The following is a 15,560-nucleotide window of genomic DNA, read 5'->3' on the forward strand; positions in this document are numbered from 1 at the left end:
ATCTGCAGTATCTGCAGTATCAACGAGTCTGCGCCAGGGGTCACGCCAATAAACCTGCTCCTCTTGCAAGACTAGAGATCCTGCAGATATCCAACACCAAGCTGTGCGATCTGCCCCTGAATCCAGACCACTCGCTCCCGCACATAAGTGGACGGTGCGTTGACATGCAAAACCTTCGGATTTGGAAGCACGGCCGCGAGCAGCGCTGCCTGGTACTCAGTGAGGTGAAGGGCTGGCTTATCGAAGTAGGCCTGACTTGCCGCTTCGACCCCATAGATACCGGGACCGAACTCAGCAACGTTCAGGTAAACTTCCAGTATGCGCTGCTTGGGCCAGAGGCCCTCTATGACAAGGGCCAGCCCTGCCTCAAGAGCCTTGCGGACGAAACTGCGCCCGTTCCACAGGAACAGGTTTTTAGCCGTTTGCTGAGTGATGGTGCTGGCCCCTCGAAGCCCCTCGCCCGCCCTGTACTCCGAGAGGGCTTGGCGTATAGCCTCAAAATCCACGCCCGCGTGATGCGGGAAGCGTTGATCCTCGCTGGCAACCACCGCCAGCGGCATCCAGGCAGAGATCTCATTTATGGGCACCCATTCGTGAGCGAGGGATCTGTTCGCGCTTTGAACCTGATACCCCAGCATGAAGGCCGAGGTGGGTGGGTTTACGAACCGGAACATCAGCACCACCAACAGGACCAGCACGATAGCGCCAGCGCTTAGCAGCAAAAACCATCGCAAAAGCTTGCTACCACCTGATGCTCTGGTCATACGTTCAAATCCTCATCTCTCTACGAGCCAGTTCCCGGCCGTAATTGACCAATGGACCGCACAGCGCGCAAACTGCCCATAGTGATTCTGCGAGAGCGTATGCCACTACCATGCCTGAAAAAGTAAAAACCCGGATTCTCTTTCATTCCAGACGCCTGAATATATACCTGGTCCGATATCCAGAAGGGCACAAGGTAGGGCCGCACGTGGACATGGTTTCCGAGGGCCGGCTTTACAAACTCAATTGCGTTCTGGCCAAGCCCAAGGCGGGCGGCGAATTCATTTGCGAGAAAAACATCTTCAACCTTCTTGGAAGAGTGTACCTCTTCCGCCCGGACCTGTATCAGCATCGGGTATCGAAGATCGAGCGCGGAAATCGATGGCTACTGAGTTTTGCGTTGACTTCCGGCCTCCATAACTCCAGCAGGACAATGCCATGATGTATTTTGCCCATGAAATGAGCCGCGCAGCGCTGATGCCCTTGCGCATGATGACAGACACACAGAGCAAATTGCTCAGGCATCCTCTCAGCCCCCTGTCCCGCTTGCCGGGCGCTCGCAGTATTGCCTCAGCCTACGGTGTATTTGGCGATTTGACCCGACGCTACCCGAAACCGGCGTTCAACCTGCATTCAACCGTGTGCGATGGCGAGGAAGTAGACGTCAGTGAAGTCATTGTCCAGCGAAAACCCTTTGCCCAGCTAAAGCACTTCCAGCGCAGCGTATCGCGGTCAAATGATCCGAAACTCCTGATCGTTGCGCCCTTGTCCGGACACTTTGCCTCGCTGCTGCGGGGTACCGTCAAGGAAATGCTCCCAGACCACGACGTCTACATTACCGACTGGCGCGATGCCTGCCGGGTCCCATTGTCCGCTGGAGATTTTGGGCTGGACGACTATATCGACTACGTTATCGATTTTATTGAACAGCTTGGGCCAGACACCCATGTATTGGCGGTTTGCCAACCCGTTGTGCCGGTGCTTGCGGCCACCGCCCTCATGGCCGAAGATAAAAACCCGGCAACACCCCGCTCACTTGCCCTCATGAGCGGCCCCATCGACGGACGTATTGATCCCACCGCACCCTGCGAACTGGCCACCAAACATAATCTTGCCTGGTTCCGACGCAATCTGGTCCATCCGGTACCCGCTCCCTATCCGGGCGCCATGCGTAAGGTTTATCCAGGATTTCTGCAACTGTCCGGATTCGTGAGCATGAACTTCGACCGGCACGTTGACGCCTACCGGGGCCTGTTCAAGTCCATGCGAGACAGGGAAGTCGACAAGATCAGACGTCATCGTGAGTTCTACGACGAGTACCTCGCAGTTATGGATCTACCGGCCACCTTTTACCTGGACACGATCAAGCGCGTCTTTCAGGAATTCCACCTTGCCCGCGGTTGCTTCACGCACCGGGGCAGGAAGGTGAACCCCGCCGCTATCGAGAAGACGGCGCTGATGACGATCGAAGGCGAGAAGGACGACATTTCCAGCCCCGGACAAACGCGGGCCGCTCACGACCTTTGCGTGAGTATTCCCGATGCCAGGCGCCTGCACCACCTCCAGGAAGGGGTTGGCCACTACGGCGTCTTCAACGGCAGTCAATGGCGCGAATCCATTGCGCCTCGCCTCAAGACATTCATTGGCCAAGCGTGACAGGCGTCACATTTTCTTGTCGCCACTCAGGTGCTCTGCTAGCTTAAATGAGGTGATGAATAATAAGGAATAACAATCAGAGCGGGCCACCGCTCCAGGGAGGATGTCATGCAGGACCTCAAGGGCAAGGTCGCCCTGGTAACCGGAGCCTCACGAGGCATCGGTCGTCACATCGCACTGCAACTTGCTCAACGCGGCGCTGACGTCGCCATCAACTACCGCTCCCGCCAGTCCGAAGGCGACGAAGTTGCCAGGGAAATCGAGGCAACTGGCGTCCGGGCACTGTCCTTCAAAGCAGACCTTTCCAAGATGCCGGAAGCGCGCAGCCTGGTCCGTCAGGTTCATGATCAGTGGGGCCGCATAGACATTCTGGTGAACAACGCCGGCATCACCAAAGACAAGTCCATGAAGAAGCTTACTGATGATGACTGGAACGACGTCCTGGATACCAACTTGGGCAGCGTCTACGCCACCTGCTCGGAAGTGTTGAAAATAATGATGGACCAGAAGTACGGCCGTATCATCAACATCACATCGTTCGTCGGGCAGGCCGGCAACTTCGGGCAGGCCAATTACGCAGCCAGCAAGGGCGGCATTATCGCCTTTACCAAGACCCTCGCGCTCGAAATGGCCAAATACAACATCACCGTCAATGCCATTGCCCCGGGCTTCACCGAAACCGAAATGCTCGCCCAGGTTCCGGAGAATATCCGGGAGCAGATCATTGCCCGGGTTCCGATGGGGCGTTTCGGCAAACCGGAGGAAATTGCCCGCGCCGTGGTTTTCCTGGCCGCAGAGGGGGATTACATCACTGGCCAGCAGATCAATGTGAACGGCGGCGTCTACATGTGACACGAACAAAGCAGAAGGCGAAAAAATGGCTGATAAACCAATAAAAAAGCAAACAACGCCTGACTTCGAACCCAATGTGGTAAGCCGCTCTCTGGCACGAGTAGGTATTCATGGTGGCCGTCTGCTCAAGCGCTCTGTCATGCGCCGATTACGCGGTGGCCCGCCGAACCCCGCCAGCGTGAGTAGCATGGCCAGGCCCTTCGTTACCCTGACTGGCAAGCTTGCAACCCAACCCGACACACTTCTGTTCGCGCAGATGCGACTGTTCAAGGACACCAGTCTGTTCTGGTCCGGCCTTCTCGCCAGCGGTATTGGCAAGAAACCTTTGACCGTAGCAGAACCAGAGCCTGGCGACGGTCGGTTCCGTGACCAGGCCTGGAACGACGTCATCGCCTTCAACGCCCTCAAGCAGGCCTATCTATTAACAACACGCTGGGTAATGGACACCATTGATGATGTCCGGGACATGGACGATCACGAGAGACGGAAAGTCCGCTTTTTCACCAGCCAGATGACCGACGCCCTCGCCCCCAGCAACTTCGTTCTGAGCAATCCGGAAGTGTTGCGAACTACTGTCAAGACACGCGGTAAAAACCTGCTGCGTGGACTGGCGAACCTGTTACGTGATCTGGACGAGGGAAAGGGCCCGATGCCGTTTCGCATGTCCGACCCGGACGCCTTTGAGGTGGGCGACAATCTGGCCAACACACCCGGCGACGTGGTGTTACAGAACGATCTGATGCAACTCATCCAATACCGGCCTACCACCGAAACTGTACATCGTCGGCCTCTGTTGGTGATTCCGCCCTGGATCAACAAGTACTACATCCTCGATCTTGGCGAGAAAAAATCCTTCATCCGCTATTGGGTAGAGAAGGGACACACTGTGTTTGTGGTCTCCTGGGTCAATCCCGGCCCAGAGCTGGCGCACAAGACCTTTGAAGACTACATGCTCGAAGGTCCGGTCGCCGCCATGGATGCTATTGAGCAGGCAACGGGTGAGCGCGAAGTCAACACCGTGGGTTACTGCATCGGCGGCACCCTGCTGGGTTGCACGCTCGGTTGGCTGGCCGCTCGTGGCGACGACCGGGTCAAAAGCGCGACGTTTCTCAACAGCATGATGGATTTCTCAGATGTTGGCGATCTCGAAGTCTTCATCGACGAGGATTCTATTGCGAAAATAGAAAGGGCTATGAACAAACAGGGCTATCTTGAAGGCGCCTCCATGGCAACGGCCTTCAACATGCTTCGGGCCAACAGTCTGATATGGTCGTTCTTCGTCAACAACTACCTCCTGGGTCGTGACGCCGCGCCCTTTGATCTCCTTTACTGGAACTCGGATGCCACGCGCATGCCTGCGGCCATGCACAGTTTTTACCTGCGTAATATGTATCTGAACAATCGGCTGCGTGAGCCCGGCGGCATTGCCCTGGCGGGCACGCCAATCGACTTGAGAAAGGTGAAGATTCCAAGCTATTTCGCATCCGCCATTGAAGACCACATCGCGCCGTGGGTTTCCTGCTACAAAGGCGCGCGCAACCTGGGCGGGCCACTGCGTTTTGTACTCGGCGGTTCGGGACATATTGCCGGAATCATCAATCCACCCGAGAAGAAAAAGTACGGTTATCGCCTGAACGAAGACAACCCAGCAAACCCGGATGAATGGTTGGAAGGTGCCGAGCAGTTTGAAGGTTCCTGGTGGCCCGATTGGGTGGCGTGGGCGGAACAATTCGGTGGCGGCGAAGTGCAAGCCCGCACTCCGGGAGAGAGAAATCTGCCAGTCATCGAGCCGGCTCCAGGTTCCTATTTGCGGAATGAGCCGGCACCTCCCACGCCAGCAGTCAGGAAGCGACAACCATCACCGCGCAAAAAAACGGCATCCGGCAAGCAAAAATCCCGGGTAGCCGAAAAAGTCAGCCAGTGAAATGGCGGAGCAATCTAGAACATGAGATAACAAGTTTGCGGAGAAAGTTTGCGATGAGGCCCCCCAGGGGCTTCTCGGGAAAGCCAAACCGGTCCGCAGTTACCGTGCCAGATACCTGAAACGCAATACATGCTGGTATTTGTCGATGTATTTCTGATTGATGTCAGCGATCACCTCTGATTTCCGCAAATCATCGAAGCATTGGTCGAATGCAGCGGCAAGTTCAGGGTCCCGAAACACCATTTTGTGCGGAGCAGGGTTAAATATAGGTGCAAATCGAAAGGTATCCGACTGCGAGGGCCAGTTCTCACCACGACGCTTCTCACGAAATATTCTTCGATTGACCTCAGCCACCACAAATCCATCAGCCAGAATCGCATCGACCCGCCCCATGAAGAGTAGCCGTGAGTGAATAGTCTGATCGGCAATCTCTGTAAGAGAGGCGAATTCCGGGACATTGTTGCTGATCCCCAGAACATCAACACCCTGACGGAAAGTCACCACGTTAAGCCCGGCCAGATCCTTGATACGCTCAATCGGCCCGACACGCGAATGTTTATAGAAGGCTCCGTTCTGATACCAGATGTAGGCAGATGTGGAGTACCCGGGAAGACGCCAGTGCAGAGGCACAGTCATAATGGCATCGAAGTCCTGACGTTCCCGGTAAGTACGCGCATGCCGCTCGTAGGGCTGCATAACGAATTGGGCACTGAAGCCGCACTCCTCGAACGTCGCCAGAACCAGCTCTATATCACGCCCTTCGAGATTTGGCTCGGCTGCGCCCGGGATTTCGGGCGCGAGTACTTTCAGCCGCTTTAAAGACTCGGCGAGCCCGAACTGGGGCAAGCCGAGTATAAAAAGCAAGATCCACGAGATCAGCGTCGATGTCTTCAACCGAGGCGCTCTCCCCCAGGCCCAGAGAAGTCCAATTTTTGAACAATATCGCTTACCGTCACCACAGGCAACCGACTCTGGAAAAACGCCTGCAAACCGGGCCGTCCTTCAGCCCAGCAAACACTCCTTGGCTTCATTGATGCGCGCCGCCAGATAATTGCTGCCGCCATGATCCGGGTGTAGCTTCTGCATCATCCGGCGATGGGCCTTGATAATCTCGTCGCGGCTCGCGCCGGGCTCCAGCCCCAGGATATCCAGCGCTTCGCTCTCGGTCAGAGGACCTCCGGCGTTGCCATTTCCGCTTGACTCCGCGCCTTCGGAGGCGCCCTCATCATCCTGTCGCCAGGAATCACCGAACCGGCGATCCAGATAGCTTTCCAGGAGCCGGGCGGAGTCTTCGTCCTGCACCCGGCAATAGCGCAGCAGTTCCAGGAACTCGCTCTCGCTCAAATCTGACAACTCACGGCCCTCCATGGGCCCCTTTATGATTCTGCCACTCATGGTTCCGGAATCGTGGTCCAGGGTCATTTCCAGGATGTCACTGGCCACGTGAGATTGATTGCCGGATTTGGCTTGAGCTCCGCCAGCCATACCACCCAGTCCACCGCGCAACAGTGAGGGCAGCAATCGACGCAACAGCGGATAAAGAAACGCCAACCCGGCGAACACAAAATGCAGGCGTCCGGTTACGGCGAGAACGACCACGATCCCGATACCGACCAACAAAGCGAGTTTGAGAATGGCTGCATTACGTTGGCTGGCTGGCTGATTGCGCAACCACACCCAGGCAACAACCGCGACAACGATAGCAACAAGCGTTAACGGCACTCAGATACCCCGGGCACACCGGCCCTTGAATGGATTTCCAGAAGCACTATCGGATCTGTTTCGTCAGGCGCTTCACTTCCGGGGAACTGCGGCTTGAAAAGTCCTGCAGGGCCTTGGCTCCCCCGGAAGCATAGACCGCAACCGCCGCCATAAGATCCTTCAGAACCTCTGGGCTGTTCCGATCAAAGGGCGCGTACGCGCCACCGGAGAGCTTGCTCACCTGCTGGAAGACCGCCCTGGCATGGGCGTCACTGCCTTCATGAAACATAAATACCGGCGTGCGCAGCATGCCCAATTCCCCGGCGGTATGGCAGAGCTCGTCTACCGGTTCCTCGCAGCAATCGCCGATAAACACTACCGCCTTGACGGGGTTTGTGCGAGTCTCTTTCACCGCGTGGGCCAGCACCCGGCTGATCTGGGTTCGGCCACCGAGGCAGGACACGCCGTTCATCAGGTTCAGCAGTTGCCCCGTCTCGGTCACAAACCCCGTAGCCTTGAACTCACCGAAGCCACGATAGTAGCAAAGCTGAATGGCCAGACCGCCCAGATCCCGGGTTGCCATAAACAGTTCGCTCTGCAGATGACAGGCCTGGTCCCAGGTTGCCTCCCGGCTTGCGGTTGCGTCCAGCGCGAAAATCAGACGCCCCTGGCCGCCACCCTGTTTAGGCAGCGAGCGAACCTCGTTAATAAACTGATCGATCGCCTGTTTGTCGGATCGGATTCTTAAATCTTTATCGGCCATGGGCTCCTGAAAATCGCAGCGATTGCAGAATCTGACGCTAAAATAGTAGGGCATAGATTGCTCAATTCACAGGTTTGGCAAGAGGCGGGGCATCGTGGATGCAGAGCGTTGGTACCGAATCAGGAACCTGGCCAGACTCCGTTTTTGCCTTCTGGCGCCGTTCCTTGTTGCCATCCTCGCAATACCCTGCAAGGCGCAGGCCTCAAACTCTTTTTATCTGCTCTATCGCCAGTGGCAAGCTTACGATTGGCCAGAGGATCTGCCATCTGCCAGCGAGGTGACCCGCTCGCAGCGCGGCCTGGGCTGGCAACAGCAGAACTCTGCGAGCACCTTCGGCATCGATTACGATTACCAGCCACTGAGAATCCGCACAGGCGAACCGGCCCACAACGGGCACCTCCATCGGTTGACCTTCGGTGGCGATTGGCAACATCGGCTTTACCGCGTGGAAGCACGGGCCGGCGTTGCCGGAACCTCCAACATGTTCAAGTACCGGGACTTTCACAGTGACGTGTTTAACGGCCGCATCGCACTATTCCGGGCAATGGATGAAACAAGCCCATTGAGCATCGGGATCGGCGGCGACCATCGGTTCGGGTCCTTCCGCTGGCTTCCCCGAATTCGCTGGAAACAAAGCAATGAAAGCGGGCATTGGCTGCTCGACCTGCCGGTTTTACTGAAATGGCAAAGCCCCGGGCACCGCTGGGAGTTTCGAGTGGAACGAAACGGGGACCGTTGGGCGACGCTTGACCAAACCAGGGAAGTGGAAAGCGCTCTGTATTTGCGGGAGTGGAGAACGGAACTTGAATACCGGGCCTACGACGGGCGCAGGGCTTGGCCGGCGGTGATTCTTGGCGTCGGCGCCAGCGTCAATACCCGTGTCCGGTACAAAGACCTGAACACGGGCACGGAGGATCTTAAACTGGGCGATGCCCTGCTCGCCAGCCTCAGGCTGGACTGGTAACCGGGGCATTAATGCCCGCGAGTAGGCAAACGCCGGCGCTCAACCCGCCAGCGCAGACCTCACCTTCTTGCTCAAATGCCCCATTTCAACCCGACCAAGCACTTGGGGCTTAAGCTCGTTCATCACTTTGCCCATGTCCTGCATCCCCTGGGCATCGGTTGAACTGATGGCCATTCGGATCAAACCATCCAGATCATCCTCGCTCAGGGCCGCGGGCATGAACTCTTCAATGATCACCATTTCGGCGCGCTCTTTGTCACCCAGTTCCTCGCGGCCGGCATCATCATACTGGCTCGCGGCATCGCGGCGCTGTTTGAGCATCTTGTCGAGCACCTTCAGAACATCTTCATCGTTGAGCTCGCGGCGTTCATCAATCTCGATCTGCTTTACGGCAGACTGGGCCATGCGCAAGGTAACCAGACGGGTTTTATCCTTGTTGCGCATTGCCTCCTTTACCGCGTTGTTCAGTTGTTCCTTCAGAGTTGGTGCCGTCATTTCCGATCTCCTATTGTTTGGGACTTAACGTTTATGGGGACGATTCCGGAATAATACAAAGGGTATGCATTCCATGAAGTCCGCTGCACTGTAGAATGCAGATAACCTTTCGTTTCCGAATCTACGCACCGTGATCATTAAGCTATGAAACTCAACCCGTTTAATACCCGCATCGGTCTGGCTCTGGGAGGTGGCGCTGCCAAGGGCATTGCGCACATAGGTGTGCTCAAAGCCTTCGAGGAAGAGCAAATCAGGATTCACTGTATTTCGGGCACAAGCGCCGGCGCCCTCATAGCGAGCTACTACGCCTTTGGCCGCCCGGCGGAGTCCATCCTTTCCATCTGCTCAACCCTGAACCTCTCGAAAATCATCAACTTTACCTTCGAGCGCGGCGGGCTTTTCAGCACCAATACCGTTCGCGAGATGATCCATCGGGATCTCGGGGATGTCCGGATCGAAGACGCCAAGATTCCACTGGCCATCTGCGCAACGGATATAGAAACCGGCGAACAGTTGATCTTTCGGGAGGGCAACCTGGCGGACGTTGTTTGCGCGTCCATGGCGGTGCCCGGCCTGTTTGTACCGGTAGAGATCGATGGGAGAACACTGGTGGACGGCGGGCTGGTAGAAAATGTGCCGATTTCACCACTGGCGCAAATGGGGGCCGGCATCACTGTGGCAGTTGATCTCAGCCATGTCAGCCGATACCCGAAGCCTGATAACACCTTCGATGTGATCACCAACGCCATCAACATTGGCATCGATTTCAACACCCGCAAGCAACTCAAGAACGCCGACATAGCCGTGCCTCTGGACCTGAGCGGCTACAGCCTAACCAACAATGCAGACCGTGTTGAGGAACTGTACCTGGAAGGCTATCACCCCATGAAGAAAAAGATCCGCCGGGTGCTCTGGTACAAGCGAATGCACGTTGCGATCAGCCTTCTGAAAACAACCCGTACGTTGATGCCATTCAAGGTGCCCGAGATTCTCAAGGAGCTCAAACGCAACGGCTTTGCGGTGCGCAATCGACATTAGCGACTTAATCATCGCCAGCGGTGAACCAAAACGCTTTTTGAAGCCTACTCTTCACACCTGATCATTTTTCGATGCGAACGGAGCTTGCGCATGATTACCGTCCACCACCTGAACAATTCCCGCTCACAACGCGTTCTCTGGATGCTGGAAGAGCTGGGTGTGCCCTATGAGATCAAGCATTATCAGCGTGATCCCAAAACCATGCTGGCGCCTGAAAGCCTGAAGAAGGTTCACCCGCTGGGCAAATCCCCGGTGATTACCGACGGCGATCTGGTGGTAGCCGAATCCGGCGCCATCATTGAATACCTGGCCCACACCTACGGCAAAGACACCATGCTGCCCGAGAGCGGCGGCCAAGCCTGGCTCGACTACACCTACTGGCTGCACTATGCCGAGGGCTCACTGATGCCCCCTCTGGTCATGCGCCTGGTGTTTGAAAAGGTCAAAACCAGCCCGATGCCGTTCTTTATTAAACCGGTCGCCAAGGGCATTTCAGACAAAACCAATGAAATCTTCATCGGCCCGATGATCAAGACCCATCTGGACTTTGTGGAAGGCCACCTCGCGAAGAACACGTGGTTCCTGGGTGACAAACTGAGCGCTGCAGATATCCAGATGAGCTTCCCGCTTGAAGCCTCGGTAGCCAGGGGCATTGTCGGTAAGAACCGGCCTCACATCACCGGCTGGGTGAAACGGGTTCACGCCAGGCCGGCTTATCAGAAAGCACTTGAGAAAGGCGGTGACTACGACTTTGCCTGAAGAGGCGGTACAGTCATGTCGAAACTATTCACACACTGGTACCCATCGGAGTGAGCTCGTCAATGGGTTTGAGCCGCGCGTTACTTTTTTAGGCTGATCTGCTTTGAACCTGTGGAGGAAACTTGTCCGCTCTGGCCCTTGCCGACATATTCGACAGATCCACCCGCTTTCAAAAAGGCGGCAGTCTGCTCCTCAATTTCGGCGGAGGTCAGGGTAGCTTTCTCGTTTTTCTTGCTCATGTTGGTATCCAGGTCAAGGTGGCTTGTTTTACAGCATAATCCGTTCATTATACCCGATGTGGCTAAAAATTGTTCGCTTCCTAAAGGCCGCGTTCCTGGCGCGCCTCAGCAACAATCTTTACGGTGAAACAGAACGGAGGAATTCATTGCATGGAAACCGCTGACATCTTGCTGGCGCTGCTGTTCGGCTGCATCGGCTTCGGGTATTTCATGTATGGCCGGCGAACGAAAAACATCGTCACCCGATACTGCGGCATTGCCATGATCATCTATCCTTATCTGGCCAGTAGTGCATGGGAAATGCTGGCCGTAGGTGTCGTACTCATGGTCGTGCCCCGGTTTGTAGAGCTCTGAAGTTCGAGGGTTCGGTCACTCCGCTGCAGGCAGACTCCCACCCAGCATATTTTCAATCACCGCTGCGTTATAGAAAGTTTCAACGCACTGGATCTTTTGCTCCCTTACGCGACACCAGATTGCCAGGCGCACATCACCAATCGGCTCGAAGTAAGTGCGGTAATCCAGGATCGCAAACACGTGCTCACCGTCGGCACTCAGTTGCCGTAGAACCAGGTCTTTCTGAATGGCAAACATACCGAACTGGTAGGCCAACATGTCGTCCCGGTTCAAGAATCGCATGTTGGGCCCCACGTACTCAAAGCCCTCTTCAGCAAGCAGATCCTTGGCCTCATCTAACCGCTGGGCACGAATGTTTTCAATGAACTGAGCCACAATGTCCTTTGGCTGCATGACCATTCTCCAGAATCAGGAACTCATAATCTAAACTGGCCCCACTTAACTTGGACATTAGCCTATCAGGGCCTGCAGCAACAGAGTCACTCAGTAATGGAAATCAGTGCAGGTGCTGATCAGTTGCCTGGATTAGCAGCAAAACCATCAACCATTAATAAGGTTTAATAAGCTTTCGATATCCACATTGATATTTGTTCATCGTTTTTCGAAGACCTTGCCCGCGGCATAGCACTATCTAATTCACTTTAGCTCGGAAATCTAAATGTTTGTTTCAACATTTCTTCAGAAAATTCTGAGCGAGCTTTCGCAGAGATAGTGCGCCAAAACAGACCCGTTCAGCCGGCAAAAATCACGCGTATTCGCCGCTTTTTCTCATACCTTTGTTAGACATCATTTAACACAATTTGACAAAGCTCCCGGATAGACTCTTCGCTCATTTTTTATTCAACGGAGCTTTCATGGGTTCTCCAAATGTTATGAGGTTGGGCGCGTTTTTTATCACGTGCTTATTCACCCTCACCGGCTGCTCCAGTGACAGCGACAGCGCAGTTGGCAACACCGGCAATTCAGACTCACAAAGTAGCGAATTAATAGAAATCAGCGGCGTTGCCATGAAAGGAGCGATCAGTAACGGATTGATCTCGGCGTCAATGAAACAAGCCGTAACAGATAGGGAACTCACAATACTAACCCACCCCATTCGTACCGAAGAAAACGGAGAATTTACGCTCTCATTCAATGCGCCATCGCACGCGGGCGGCGGCGAAATCGTAGTGCTTGAACTCTCTTCGGATACCGCGACGGAAATGGTTTGCGATGTAAGCGAGGGTTGCCGGCATGCGGGCACCAGTAGTATGGCCGCATTTGGCGAACCATTCTCTCCGGGCAACAACCTGAAGCTTTCAAGTCTCAGCGCAGTAGATGGTGTTCAACGCGCCTATCTCACACCGTTAAGCACGTTGGCAGTGGAACTGGCAAAACGGCAAGACGTTGCACTAACAGCAGAGGGTTTTGATCGGGCAACCACGACCGTAGAGTCCTGGTTCGGTATCCCTGAGGGAACGATGGCAAAGCAACCTTTGAGCCTTACTCATCCGGCGTCGCTGGATGCCAGCCAGCCAGAGCTTGAACTTGCACTGGTAAACGCTGCTTTTCTTTCACTTGCTGCGGATAGCCGTTGGAGCAACGTTGGCGACGTGATCAATGCTGCACTTGAGTCCATTCGGTCGTCTGGCGAGCTTCCAGCTAGCGGCGGCGAGAATGGCATGGGACTCAGCCGCGAGCTACTGTTGCTGGCCGCCAGTGCGCAGGCGAGTGCTCTGGCTGATCAAAAAGGTGGGGGGATTGATGCAGCAACGTTGGCGAACGCGGCTGATTCCCTGGCGCGACGGTCAATGGAGCTTGCGGAGCCCACTCCTGAGCCAGAGCCTACCCCGAAGCCAGAACCTACTCCGGAGCCGGAGCCTGCTCCTGAACCAGAGCCTGCCCCGGAACCAGAGCCTGCCCCTGAGCCAACGCCTACCCCTGAGCCAGAGCCCGCCCCGGAACCAGAGCCTGCACCCGAGCCAGAGCCTGCCCCGGAACCAGAGCCTGCTCCTGAGCCAGGACCTGCTCCTGAGCCAGAACCTGCTCTCGGCACTGCAACACTGTCATGGAATGCGCCGTTGACCAGAGAGAATGGAGAGAGCATTTCAATGGGCGAGTTGGATGGCTACGAAATCCGATATGGCCAAACCAATAACATTACAGCAATGACCGGCAAAGTTGAGATCAGTTCAGCATCGACCATGAAGTTCACCGTTGAAGGTCTTGAAAACGGTGTATGGTATTTCACGATTCGTACAGTAGATGTGGAGGGCATGTTCAGTGATTGGTCGGCCGTCGTGTCAAAGGAAATATAGCGTTCAACCACGATAGCTATCCGGGAACATAGGGGCAGTAACCCGCGTTTGATAGAGGGGGACGGGACTAGAAAACACCCGTCTCCGCCAATTGCCGTATGATCTGAATGGTTTCCGAGTCTGTGGCCACATACGCTTCATGAAGATACTGATCACAGGGCATCGGGTCAGGACCGGTAGCTCTGGCTTCGTCAGGTCGTTAATCTGAACAATGTGCTCGAACGTCATCTAGTCTCCTGTCAGGTGTAATACATAACACTTTGCCAGCCCTTTCGCGTTTACGGAACCCGCGTTTCAGAGACCCGAACGGAACACAAAAACGAGGAGAGTCGCGAACAGCGTGATGTTTACTGCCCAGACGATCCAGGAAACCCGGCGCCGTAGACTTGCCCGCTTGATGGGATTAGTCATAACTGAAACGCTCCGAAAGGATGTGATGGGAAGGCGCGCCTCGCTTGATCAGGTGATCCTCAACAACATCCATCATGGGTGCAGGCCCGCACATCACAAAGACCCATTCGTTGAATTCTTCCTCGGAGAAAACCCTGTCGATCAGCGCGCCATCAATGAAGCCGGTCTCGCCCTCCCAGTTATCTGGTGGTTCAGACAACACATAGGCCACATCCTCGGTCCCGAGCTCCTCCCGGTGAGCGATCTGATCAATCACGCGATTACCGTAGATCAACCTCACCTTGCGGGGATCGTTGGTGGCCCGCATTTGCCTGAGCATACCCAGCAGTGGCGCTAGTCCTACTCCCCCGGCAATGAGGGCAACCCCTGGTTCCGCTCGACCATCAACAGAAAGATTGCCGTAGGGGCCGTCAAGGAAGGCAAGGGTTCCAGGTTCTATCTGGCCAATGGAGCGGGTAAAGTCGCCGAGCTCTTTGATCATGAAAGATACCCGTGGTCCCTCGGCAGGTGCCGAACAAATAGAGAAGGGATTTTCTTTCAGCGAGAAGGAGCTGTGCCCCACATTCAGCCACAGAAACTGACCAGCTTTATAATCCAGCCCCGCATGCCCTTCAGGCTCCACGGTCAATTCCCATTGCTTAGTTGTCAGCTGGTTCACAGAGACCACGCGCCAAGCGCGTGCCTTTTGCTGAAGGGGAACCCACAGGTAAACCATGAGCAATGACCCGACCGCAACTCCTGTCATTGCCAGCCAAACCCAGGTCATCACTGACTCTGATCCGTAACGTCCCCCATAGACCGTGTGGTGCAGCAGAAGAAGTGCAATCAAAAGCGCGCCGACCCCGTGCATCAGGCGCCATGTCTCGTATTTATAGTCCAGCTGGGTCCGGCCGATGGCGAGGAGAACAAGGCTGGGAAGAAGCAAAAAAGCGCCAATTCCGCTTAAAATCGCGGGAAAATCGGTTGTGAGCGTCAATTCACGGGTGGGATCCCACGGACGGGGACCTCCCGAGGGCGTTTCCTGGTAGAGAAATGGGTGCACAAGCGCAAAAACCAGGGCCGTACGGGCCATGATCTGGTGAAACCGCATCGTCACATCCATTCCGACGCCATTCGAAATGGCCTTGAAACGCCCGGAGAGAATGAATTCCATAAGGATCATCGAGAAGGCGAGGATGCCCAGACCCGAGGCGAGTTCCTGGTGCCATTCGCGCGGAGGTCCCCCAACCGCAGCGGACAGGATCAACGGCAACGTGACAGCACCAAGATATACAGCAATCAGAAAAAACGCCTTCATTTCCAGAACCTATGCCAACTAAATCGCAACGCAAACACCCTGCTCGTC

The 15,560-nt window shown here is 55.4% G+C and carries 17 protein-coding genes; 9 read left to right on the forward strand and 8 right to left on the reverse strand.

The features are described 5' to 3' along the window. Nucleotides 1–71 precede the first annotated feature (71 nt). A complete protein-coding gene (gene mtgA, locus GJU83_RS04795; RefSeq protein ID WP_069184325.1) occupies nt 72–764 on the reverse strand; it encodes a monofunctional biosynthetic peptidoglycan transglycosylase in 693 nt (230 codons plus the stop codon). A gap of 110 nt (nt 765–874) precedes the next feature. Here mtgA and GJU83_RS04800 point away from each other — a divergent pair, with 110 nt between their 5' ends. From GJU83_RS04800 to GJU83_RS04815, 4 genes are all read left to right on the forward strand, one after another. Then, nucleotides 875–1,204: a 2OG-Fe(II) oxygenase gene (locus GJU83_RS04800; protein ID WP_153633835.1), complete on the forward strand. Its 330-nt coding sequence runs from the start codon at nt 875–877 to the stop codon at nt 1,202–1,204. After that, nucleotides 1,201–2,418, forward strand: coding sequence for a polyhydroxyalkanoate depolymerase (locus GJU83_RS04805; protein WP_069184327.1), 1,218 nt, complete (start codon nt 1,201–1,203; stop codon nt 2,416–2,418). Before GJU83_RS04800 ends, GJU83_RS04805 begins: the two co-directional genes overlap by 4 nt. Before the next feature lie 108 nt (nt 2,419–2,526). Then, nucleotides 2,527–3,270, forward strand: a complete 744-nt coding sequence (gene fabG / locus GJU83_RS04810) for a 3-oxoacyl-[acyl-carrier-protein] reductase (RefSeq protein WP_069184328.1) — start codon at nt 2,527–2,529, stop codon at nt 3,268–3,270. A gap of 25 nt (nt 3,271–3,295) precedes the next feature. Beyond that, entirely contained in the window at nt 3,296–5,194 is a 1,899-nt protein-coding gene (locus tag GJU83_RS04815; protein WP_069184329.1) for a PHA/PHB synthase family protein, read from the forward strand. 99 nt (nt 5,195–5,293) lie between these two features. Here GJU83_RS04815 and GJU83_RS04820 read toward each other — a convergent pair whose 3' ends face one another. The 3 genes from GJU83_RS04820 to GJU83_RS04830 all read right to left on the reverse strand — a co-directional run bounded on the left by GJU83_RS04820 (nt 5,294) and on the right by GJU83_RS04830 (nt 7,658). After that, on the reverse strand, nt 5,294–6,088 hold the full coding sequence (locus GJU83_RS04820) for a transporter substrate-binding domain-containing protein (RefSeq protein ID WP_227514575.1): 795 nt from the start codon (nt 6,086–6,088) through the stop codon (nt 5,294–5,296). 108 nt (nt 6,089–6,196) lie between these two features. Continuing rightward, a complete protein-coding gene (locus tag GJU83_RS04825; RefSeq protein WP_069184330.1) occupies nt 6,197–6,916 on the reverse strand; it encodes a DnaJ domain-containing protein in 720 nt (239 codons plus the stop codon). A gap of 46 nt (nt 6,917–6,962) precedes the next feature. Beyond that, a complete protein-coding gene (locus GJU83_RS04830) occupies nt 6,963–7,658 on the reverse strand; it encodes a hypothetical protein (RefSeq protein WP_069184331.1) in 696 nt (231 codons plus the stop codon). A gap of 94 nt (nt 7,659–7,752) precedes the next feature. Between GJU83_RS04830 and GJU83_RS04835 the strand changes: the two genes are divergently transcribed. After that, a complete protein-coding gene (locus GJU83_RS04835; protein ID WP_069184332.1) occupies nt 7,753–8,622 on the forward strand; it encodes a hypothetical protein in 870 nt (289 codons plus the stop codon). Nucleotides 8,623–8,661: 39 nt separating this feature from the next. Here GJU83_RS04835 and GJU83_RS04840 read toward each other — a convergent pair whose 3' ends face one another. Further along, complete coding sequence (locus GJU83_RS04840) at nt 8,662–9,117, reverse strand: GatB/YqeY domain-containing protein (RefSeq protein WP_069184333.1); 456 nt, start codon at nt 9,115–9,117, stop codon at nt 8,662–8,664. Between the two features lie 144 nt (nt 9,118–9,261). On the opposite strand from GJU83_RS04840, the gene GJU83_RS04845 reads away from it, so the two are divergent. Both GJU83_RS04845 and GJU83_RS04850 read left to right on the forward strand, forming a co-directional pair. Next, a complete protein-coding gene (locus tag GJU83_RS04845; RefSeq protein WP_069184334.1) occupies nt 9,262–10,155 on the forward strand; it encodes a patatin-like phospholipase family protein in 894 nt (297 codons plus the stop codon). A 90-nt stretch (nt 10,156–10,245) separates the two neighbouring features. Next, the gene (locus GJU83_RS04850; RefSeq protein WP_069184335.1) at nt 10,246–10,914 is read left to right on the forward strand and encodes a glutathione S-transferase family protein; all 669 of its coding nucleotides are present in this window, start codon (nt 10,246–10,248) and stop codon (nt 10,912–10,914) included. A gap of 80 nt (nt 10,915–10,994) precedes the next feature. Here the strand turns inward: GJU83_RS04850 and GJU83_RS18950 are convergent, their stop codons facing one another. Next, nucleotides 10,995–11,153 (reverse strand): PFL_1563 family small protein, encoded by a 159-nt coding sequence (locus GJU83_RS18950; protein ID WP_167352711.1) that lies wholly within the window; start codon nt 11,151–11,153, stop codon nt 10,995–10,997. A gap of 150 nt (nt 11,154–11,303) precedes the next feature. Between GJU83_RS18950 and GJU83_RS04855 the strand changes: the two genes are divergently transcribed. Then, nucleotides 11,304–11,507 carry a hypothetical protein gene (locus GJU83_RS04855; RefSeq protein WP_069184336.1) on the forward strand — a complete coding sequence of 68 codons (204 nt, stop codon included), beginning with the start codon at nt 11,304–11,306 and terminating at the stop codon, nt 11,505–11,507. Nucleotides 11,508–11,522: 15 nt separating this feature from the next. Here the strand turns inward: GJU83_RS04855 and GJU83_RS04860 are convergent, their stop codons facing one another. Beyond that, nucleotides 11,523–11,900: a nuclear transport factor 2 family protein gene (locus GJU83_RS04860; protein ID WP_069184337.1), complete on the reverse strand. Its 378-nt coding sequence runs from the start codon at nt 11,898–11,900 to the stop codon at nt 11,523–11,525. A 407-nt stretch (nt 11,901–12,307) separates the two neighbouring features. Here GJU83_RS04860 and GJU83_RS19070 point away from each other — a divergent pair, with 407 nt between their 5' ends. Further along, nucleotides 12,308–13,804 (forward strand): fibronectin type III domain-containing protein, encoded by a 1,497-nt coding sequence (locus tag GJU83_RS19070; RefSeq protein ID WP_227514576.1) that lies wholly within the window; start codon nt 12,308–12,310, stop codon nt 13,802–13,804. A 403-nt stretch (nt 13,805–14,207) separates the two neighbouring features. Here the strand turns inward: GJU83_RS19070 and GJU83_RS04870 are convergent, their stop codons facing one another. Then, nucleotides 14,208–15,512: a ferredoxin reductase family protein gene (locus GJU83_RS04870; protein ID WP_069184340.1), complete on the reverse strand. Its 1,305-nt coding sequence runs from the start codon at nt 15,510–15,512 to the stop codon at nt 14,208–14,210. Between the last annotated feature and the right edge of the window lie 48 nt (nt 15,513–15,560).

Origin of the sequence: Marinobacter salsuginis, from assembly GCF_009617755.1 — a bacterium.
GTDB classification, from domain to species: domain Bacteria; phylum Pseudomonadota; class Gammaproteobacteria; order Pseudomonadales; family Oleiphilaceae; genus Marinobacter; species Marinobacter salsuginis.

Bases quoted from the DNA above. Each gene is read 5' to 3' on its own strand.
- GJU83_RS04870 (WP_069184340.1), bottom strand. From the start codon at position 15,512: ATGAAGGCGTTTTTTCTGATTGCTGTATATCTTGGTGCTGTCACGTTG.
- GJU83_RS04845 (WP_069184334.1), top strand. From the start codon at position 9,262: ATGAAACTCAACCCGTTTAATACCCGCATCGGTCTGGCTCTGGGAGGT.
- GJU83_RS04830 (WP_069184331.1), bottom strand. From the start codon at position 7,658: ATGGCCGATAAAGATTTAAGAATCCGATCCGACAAACAGGCGATCGAT.
- GJU83_RS04850 (WP_069184335.1), top strand. From the start codon at position 10,246: ATGATTACCGTCCACCACCTGAACAATTCCCGCTCACAACGCGTTCTC.
- GJU83_RS04840 (WP_069184333.1), bottom strand. From the start codon at position 9,117: ATGACGGCACCAACTCTGAAGGAACAACTGAACAACGCGGTAAAGGAG.
- GJU83_RS04800 (WP_153633835.1), top strand. From the start codon at position 875: ATGCCTGAAAAAGTAAAAACCCGGATTCTCTTTCATTCCAGACGCCTG.
- GJU83_RS04805 (WP_069184327.1), top strand. From the start codon at position 1,201: ATGATGTATTTTGCCCATGAAATGAGCCGCGCAGCGCTGATGCCCTTG.
- fabG (WP_069184328.1), top strand. From the start codon at position 2,527: ATGCAGGACCTCAAGGGCAAGGTCGCCCTGGTAACCGGAGCCTCACGA.
- mtgA (WP_069184325.1), bottom strand. From the start codon at position 764: ATGACCAGAGCATCAGGTGGTAGCAAGCTTTTGCGATGGTTTTTGCTG.
- GJU83_RS18950 (WP_167352711.1), bottom strand. From the start codon at position 11,153: ATGAGCAAGAAAAACGAGAAAGCTACCCTGACCTCCGCCGAAATTGAG.
- GJU83_RS04815 (WP_069184329.1), top strand. From the start codon at position 3,296: ATGGCTGATAAACCAATAAAAAAGCAAACAACGCCTGACTTCGAACCC.
- GJU83_RS04855 (WP_069184336.1), top strand. From the start codon at position 11,304: ATGGAAACCGCTGACATCTTGCTGGCGCTGCTGTTCGGCTGCATCGGC.
- GJU83_RS04860 (WP_069184337.1), bottom strand. From the start codon at position 11,900: ATGCAGCCAAAGGACATTGTGGCTCAGTTCATTGAAAACATTCGTGCC.